Source organism: Tateyamaria sp. (assembly GCF_059783535.1).
Genome location: NZ_JBYNDP010000174.1, coordinates 1 through 6,168, shown reverse-complemented (window position 1 = coordinate 6,168; position 6,168 = coordinate 1). Strand labels below are relative to the sequence as shown.

7 protein-coding genes and 1 tRNA gene are annotated in these 6,168 nt (G+C 58.1%); 7 read left to right on the top strand and 1 reads right to left on the bottom strand.

Going from position 1 to position 6,168, the window contains the following annotated elements:
* The 5 genes from AC6RA8_RS20360 to AC6RA8_RS20340 all read left to right on the top strand — a co-directional run.
* The coding region (locus AC6RA8_RS20360) for a LysR family transcriptional regulator (RefSeq protein WP_500355359.1) at positions 1-671 on the top strand (671 nt) is incomplete at its 5' end.
* A 156-nt stretch (positions 672-827) separates the two neighbouring features.
* The gene (locus AC6RA8_RS20355) at positions 828-1,409 is read left to right on the top strand and encodes a histidine phosphatase family protein (RefSeq protein ID WP_500355357.1); all 582 of its coding nucleotides are present in this window, start codon (positions 828-830) and stop codon (positions 1,407-1,409) included.
* A 35-nt stretch (positions 1,410-1,444) separates the two neighbouring features.
* Positions 1,445-1,520: transfer RNA gene (locus AC6RA8_RS20350), tRNA-Val, on the top strand.
* A 220-nt stretch (positions 1,521-1,740) separates the two neighbouring features.
* Positions 1,741-2,451: a helix-turn-helix transcriptional regulator gene (locus tag AC6RA8_RS20345; protein ID WP_500355355.1), complete on the top strand. Its 711-nt coding sequence runs from the start codon at positions 1,741-1,743 to the stop codon at positions 2,449-2,451.
* An 87-nt stretch (positions 2,452-2,538) separates the two neighbouring features.
* Positions 2,539-2,784, top strand: a complete 246-nt coding sequence (locus tag AC6RA8_RS20340) for a hypothetical protein (protein WP_500355352.1) — start codon at positions 2,539-2,541, stop codon at positions 2,782-2,784.
* An 88-nt stretch (positions 2,785-2,872) separates the two neighbouring features.
* Here the strand turns inward: AC6RA8_RS20340 and AC6RA8_RS20335 are convergent, their stop codons facing one another.
* On the bottom strand, positions 2,873-4,369 hold the full coding sequence (locus AC6RA8_RS20335) for a hypothetical protein (RefSeq protein WP_500355348.1): 1,497 nt from the start codon (positions 4,367-4,369) through the stop codon (positions 2,873-2,875).
* A gap of 237 nt (positions 4,370-4,606) precedes the next feature.
* On the opposite strand from AC6RA8_RS20335, the gene AC6RA8_RS20330 reads away from it, so the two are divergent.
* Both AC6RA8_RS20330 and AC6RA8_RS20325 read left to right on the top strand, forming a co-directional pair.
* The gene (locus tag AC6RA8_RS20330) at positions 4,607-5,545 is read left to right on the top strand and encodes a pirin family protein (protein WP_500355346.1); all 939 of its coding nucleotides are present in this window, start codon (positions 4,607-4,609) and stop codon (positions 5,543-5,545) included.
* Positions 5,542-6,075: a GNAT family N-acetyltransferase gene (locus tag AC6RA8_RS20325; protein WP_500355342.1), complete on the top strand. Its 534-nt coding sequence runs from the start codon at positions 5,542-5,544 to the stop codon at positions 6,073-6,075. The genes AC6RA8_RS20330 and AC6RA8_RS20325 overlap by 4 nt, the downstream gene beginning before the upstream one ends.
* Positions 6,076-6,168: the final 93 nt, after the last annotated feature.

Genomic DNA, 6,168 nt, shown 5'->3' with positions numbered 1-6,168 from the left:
GGGCTGCAAAAATGCAGGATTGGGATTGGGACGATCTTCGAACATTTCGGGCTGTTGCGCGCGCTGGCAGTTTTGCAAAGGCAGCTGAGGAAACGGGGCAGCATGAAACCACGGTTGCGCGTCGTGTGCGCAGGCTGGAACAGGTAACGGGCCATATCCTGTGGCGCGGTGCGGACGCAGGCGCCACGGAAGAGGGGGTTCTGCTCTTGGCTCACATCGACCGGATGCAGGCCGAAGCTGCGACCGCTGCACATGCGTTGTCGGGGCAGGGTGGGCCGACAGGGTCGGTGTGTATCACTGCGGTGCCGTGGATCGTTGAAAGCGCTGTGCTGCCTGTTGTGCGGCACTGGTCCGACCAGGCCCCCGGTGTCCGGCTGTCCCTGTTGTCAGACCACTCAAATCTTCGCTTGATGCACGGTGAAGCAGATCTTGCACTGCGGATGGCCGAGCCGCGAGACGAGGGCGATGCCATCGCGCGAAAGCTGTGTGACGTGCCGTTTGTCGTCGCGGGCCGCGGTGATTGGGTGGGTTATGTGGAAGAGATGGCGCATTTGCCTCAAGCCCAATGGACCGAGGCCGAAGCGGGCGCTGTCGATCTGCGTGTTTCGGATGTCGACGCGGCACATGCAGCTGTGCGGGAGGGGTTGGGCAAGGCATGGCTGCCATTGTGAAGGACAGCAGGTCTGCCCGTGGAGGATGCCAAACGGCGTGTGCGTCCCTTGTGGTACATGCTTCATCCACGCAGCAGACATGCACCCGCGATCCGCGCGGTTGTTGAAGGATTGTTGCCCCTTGTGAAGACGCGCCTGCAGGGGTAGCGGGGTTACATGACGTATCCCGACCTGCTGATCCTGCGCCATGGCGAAACCGAGTGGAACCGTATTGGCCGTATGCAGGGTGCGGCAGACAGCCCTTTGACTGAACTTGGCCGTACACAGGCAACAGCCCAGGGACGGTTGTTGGCCAAGCGCGATCTGACCGGTTGGGGGTATCGCGTCAGCCCGCTGGGACGCTGCCGTGAAACGGCGCGGATTGCCTTGGGGTCAGAGGTTGGTCGTGCGCAGGAGGATTCGCGTCTGGTCGAGATCACCTTGGGGGATTGGACCGGAAAACTACGGACCGAGATTGCAGCCGAGGTACCACACCTATTCGATCAGGGTGATGGGATGGCGTGGTATGACCATGCACCTGGCGGCGAGGGTTTGGAAGGAATCTACGCGCGCACCGGCGCATTCCTGTCAGAGTTGAACGCACCCACGGTCATTGTGACGCACGGAATTACGTCGCGCATCCTGCGTTGTCACTATCTGGGCCTTGAGCCTGCGGCCTTTGCTGATCTGCCGGGGGGACAGGGTGTGATCTACCACATGTCGAACGGGTCGCAGAGCTGTCTTGCAGAAGGGGGTTGAAGGTCCCGACAACCTTGCGCTAAGAGGCGTCTAACGGGTCGTTAGCTCAGTTGGTAGAGCGCTTCGTTTACACCGAAGATGTCGGGAGTTCGAGCCTCTCACGACCCACCATATTCCCTTTTTGGTACAGTGCCCCGTCAACCAGTGGCTTTGGTCGTCGTGTTGGGATTGTTGTGATGCGCGCCCGCACTTCATTCACATTCGATCGGCAACGAAAGGCTTGTTTGCATTGAAAGCGTGCAGCGGCGTTATCAAATCTCTGGTTTGAGATTGGATGGCCGCCATTCTGGCCTCTGGGCGTGGTAGCGTGTTTTCAAGGTAAGGGATTGCAATGACACATACTGCTTTGGAGGCCATTCGCGCTGAAACCGATACCGGTGCCTTGTGGTCGCTTTTGCTGCGCTACTTTCACGACCGGGGCATCACCAAGGTCAGCTATCACCATTTTACGGGGGACGTGCGCGGGCAGGATGCGGTGAATGTGAGTGCCGACGGATTTTCCGAGCAGTGGGTGTGTCACTATATCGAGCAAAAGCTCTATACCATCGACCCGATCACTGAATTTGCGCAAAGCGTGACGGCCCCGTTCCGATGGTCGAACATTCGCAATCTTGTGCGCCTGACTATGGACCAGAAGCGATACCTGAACGACATGCGCGATGCGGGTGTCGGGGATGGTCTGGCGTTCCAGGTCTTTGGTCCGGGGGTGCGCAATGGCTATGTCGGGTTGGGCGTGGATGCTGCCGGGGATTTTCCGAGCGACGCGCTTGTCCTCGATTTTCAGGTTGTCGCGCAGGCCGGGCACATCCGGTACTGTGAGTTGAACCCGACCTCTTTGTCCGGTGTTGACCTGTCCCCGCGCGAGCGCCAAATCCTGCGCTGGATTGCGCGTGGCAAGTCCAACAGCAGCATTGCAGACATTTTGCTTCTATCACCTCATACGGTGGATACGTTGGTGCGCCGTATCTTTTCCAAGCTGGGCGTCGCTGATCGAACAACTGCCGCGGTCAAGGGGATCGGGGCAGGGCTTATTCTGCCTTGATGGCTGTCACGTAACTGCGTGACATGACAGGCTGTTGGTGCCGTTCGTAAAACACAGTCATAAAATATGTGTTCAAAGGCCTGGGACATGCTGGAAGCCGAGAGTCAAAGCCCGCCGCTGGGCACCTACGTTCAAAGCCTGTTGCGTGAGTTGGATGACCTGCCGCAAGAGGGCAGGACCAGTGCGGTGTTGGCCGTCACAGCGCGCTTTTTGGAGTATGCAGCGTACGAGGTCGCGCAGTCTGACGAAGCGCGGAACGTGGCGCGGCTGATCGTTTTGGCGGCAGAAATGGAACGGACGGCGCTGCAATTGAAGGGCAAGCCTCTGTCGTAGCCGCTGCGCGTGAGTGTCCTGCGATGCCAATAGGTGCACCGTTAAAAAAGGGAGTGGGCGCCGCACATCCGCGCGACGCCCGATGACATCAGTTGGCCGGTTGGAGCGGCTCAATTTGGGAATAGACATGTGACAGGCCAAACGCTTCGAAACTGTTTGGCGTGCCTTCTGTTAGGTTGTGACAGCTGAAGCAGTTGGTGCCTTGTGTGTAGGTCTCCATCGTCATGTTTGCGATGGTGGTCGAGCCACGCAGGTTCAGCGCTTGGTTTGCCAATTGATTGGGAATTGGTGCTGTGCCGCCATCCGACGGTGTTGTGGTCCAGACACTGCCGGTCTGGATGTAGTTTGCGCGAATGTCGCCTGTCGCCAATTGGCTGCGCACCGAGTTGTTAATCGACAGAAGCAGGGTGTTGTTCGTGACCGTGGCGCTTGACGGATCATTCGCAAGATTGCCCCATGGGTATTCCCGCACCGTGTTTGATGGAACGATGCCACCTTCACAGACCGGCTCTCCGGTGCCGATGACATTGACCTCGATCTTTCCGTCCTTCGTGGCCTTCATACATTCGATGTTGGCATCCGTCTGAGCACCGCCATCGGTCATGAACAGAAAGTCGTGGTTGCTGTCAAAATCATTGAGGGTAATCGTGCCGTCGTCTGCGAGGTAATAATAGGGCGCGTCGGGCGCATTGCTGTAATGCTCAAACGTTGCCCAGACAAATTCAGGGTGGTCTTGGACTGTTCCCACCACATGCATGCCGGTGAGGGCGAGTGTCACCGTTTTGGTGGGATTTGTCGTGTCGACAGACATCGAGGTATTTTCACTATTTGCGACGTAGTTGGGGATCGTCCCCTCAATCGTCAGGTAGGTGCTGCTATCGGCAAGTGTGCTGGCTTCGACCCATGATGTCTTGAGTTCCATCGCAAGCTGATTGCCAGTCAGAAGTGTGGTCCCACTCCATTTGTCGGTCATGTAGGTTTGCAGATCGGTCAGGTCCGCCTGAGTGTAAGGAAATGTCGACTTCGCGGCGAGATTCGACGTTGGATCCTTCTGCCCTGTCAGGAAGTAGGCATAGGCATCGTTCGCGGCCAACCCGTAGTAGACCAAGGAACTGTCTTGAGACATCAGGACACCTGATGATCCGGCTTGGCCGATCTCTCCAATGTCGTCTCCGGCAGGCGTATCTGCCTTTTCACTTCGGACCTGCAGCGCAGTTGGGGTGGATACAGTGTTTTCGATGAAAACGCGGTTGCCGTTACTGTCCACCGGGGCAATCGTAAAGAAGTTTGGGCTGTCCAGCACAAGCTTGGTGCCATCTGTGGACGTCAGCCAGAGGAACATCTGCGCCCCCCAGGTGTAGAAATCGCACCTGTCAGGATCGTTGTCATAAGTTGTTGTAAACGTGACCGAGTCCGGGGCGTTGACAGCGGCGTTTTCTGCAATCGACCCTCCAGCAAACCAGCTGTTGATCGTTTCCGATGACACAACGCAGGTTGGGGCCATGTCTGTGGGTACAATACTGTCGGCCCAAACGGGTCCTGCAACGGCTGCGCAAGCCGCAGTGAAATATAATAGGTTTTTCATAATGTCCTCTGTTGTCTGGGTACCTTGAATTGTGGGTACTTGCTCCCGTTATACGGGAGGCTGATGGCATCTCAACGAATTATACTCGTAAAAGTTGCGTCGTAGATCAGTCTCGGGTTGTGGGGGCGGGTGTGGCGGTCGTTGATCGTGCTTGGGTGCACAGGGGCCGTGGACGACAATTGCTTGTTGGTCAGCATGCTCCGACTATCTTGATCACAAGACGTAAGGAGACATGCCATGAGCTGGAACCCGGCCCTTGATCCCGATTGCCCCAAAGGGGATGCCGTTGATGCAATCGAAACTGTTATAGTGCCGCGGGCCCGTGATCTGGGTGGGTTCGAGGTGCGTCGTGCCTTGCCCGCGCCCAAGCGGCAGATGGTGGGCCCGTTCATCTTTTTTGACCAGATGGGGCCGGCCGAATTCGTGACTGGGAACGGCATCGACGTCCGTCCGCACCCACATATCGGGTTGGCCACTGTCACGTATCTCTACAAAGGTAAGATACATCACCGGGACAGTCTTGGCACGGATCAGTGGATTGAACCGGGCGCTGTGAACTGGATGGTGGCAGGTCACGGGATCACCCACTCTGAGCGCACGGATGGCGAGATTCGCAAGAAGCCGCACAATCTGTTCGGCATTCAGACCTGGGTTGCGCTGCCCAAGGACGCCGAGGATGACCCGGCCGATTTTCAGCACGCGCCCAAAGACACGCTGCCGTTTCTGGAAGGGGAAGGCAAAGAGGTGCGCCTCATCCTCGGGGATGCGTGGGGCGAGACAGCACCCGTGCAGACGTTTTCAGAGATGTTTTATGCGGACGCGGTTCTTGAGGCGGGGGCGCGTATTCCTTTGCCCGATAACCACGAGGATCGGGGCGTCTATGTTGTCGAAGGGTCGGTGACCGTGGCCGGAGATTTGTACCAGGCGGGGCAGATGATGGTGTTTCGTCCCGGAGACGCCATTTCGTTGGCGGCTGGAGAACAGGGTGCACGTTTGATGTTGCTTGGTGGAGCGACGCTCGAGGGGTCGCGGTATATTTGGTGGAACTTCGTTGCCTCGTCGCGAGATAGGATTGATGCGGCCAAAGAAGCTTGGCGCGCGGGCGATTGGGCACATGGCCGGTTCCAATTGCCGCCCGGGGATGAGGATGAATTCATCCCGTTGCCAGAAAAATGACAATCCTGATACGCGATGCCAACCCAGGCGACGCGACACGCATAGCGGCGCTTCATGCGCGGAGTTGGCGCGCGTCTTACGCGCCTTTTGTGCCGCCGGAAGTGTTGGAGGCCCCGCTCGAGGCAAATATGCGAATGCGGTGGGACACCTGGCCTGCCCACCGGCTGATCCTGCTGGCGGAACAGGCCAATAGTGTGTTGGGCTTTGTGGCAGTAGAGCGCGGCGATGTGCCAATTGTTGACAACCTGCACGTTGATCCCGGCGTGCGCGGTGGTGGTATAGGCGAACGATTGTTGCGCCAAATGGCAGCCTGTCTGAGGGCCGAGGGGGTATCTGCACTGCGCCTTTATGTTCTGGAGGGCAATTCAGGCGCGCGTCGCTTTTATCGTCGTCTTGGCGGACAGGAAGGGGAGGCAGCAGACGATACACTGCTTGGCTCGCCCGTGAGGATGGTGCCAATACATTGGTCGGGAGCAGCCTTTGTCGATTTGGCGGCAGATTTCGACTGCCAAGCGGGAAAAGACGCTTGACGGGGCGGGGGGCTGATCATAAACCCGCCAAACGCAGCGGGCGGTTGTAGCTCAGTTGGTTAGAGTACCGGCCTGTCACGCCGGGGGTCGCGG

Coding starts and splice junctions, on each gene's coding strand:
- AC6RA8_RS20325 (WP_500355342.1), top strand. CDS start 5,542: ATGACAATCCTGATACGCGATGCCAACCCAGGCGACGCGACACGCATA.
- AC6RA8_RS20340 (WP_500355352.1), top strand. CDS start 2,539: ATGCTGGAAGCCGAGAGTCAAAGCCCGCCGCTGGGCACCTACGTTCAA.
- AC6RA8_RS20330 (WP_500355346.1), top strand. CDS start 4,607: ATGAGCTGGAACCCGGCCCTTGATCCCGATTGCCCCAAAGGGGATGCC.
- AC6RA8_RS20345 (WP_500355355.1), top strand. CDS start 1,741: ATGACACATACTGCTTTGGAGGCCATTCGCGCTGAAACCGATACCGGT.
- AC6RA8_RS20355 (WP_500355357.1), top strand. CDS start 828: ATGACGTATCCCGACCTGCTGATCCTGCGCCATGGCGAAACCGAGTGG.
- AC6RA8_RS20335 (WP_500355348.1), bottom strand. CDS start 4,369: ATGAAAAACCTATTATATTTCACTGCGGCTTGCGCAGCCGTTGCAGGA.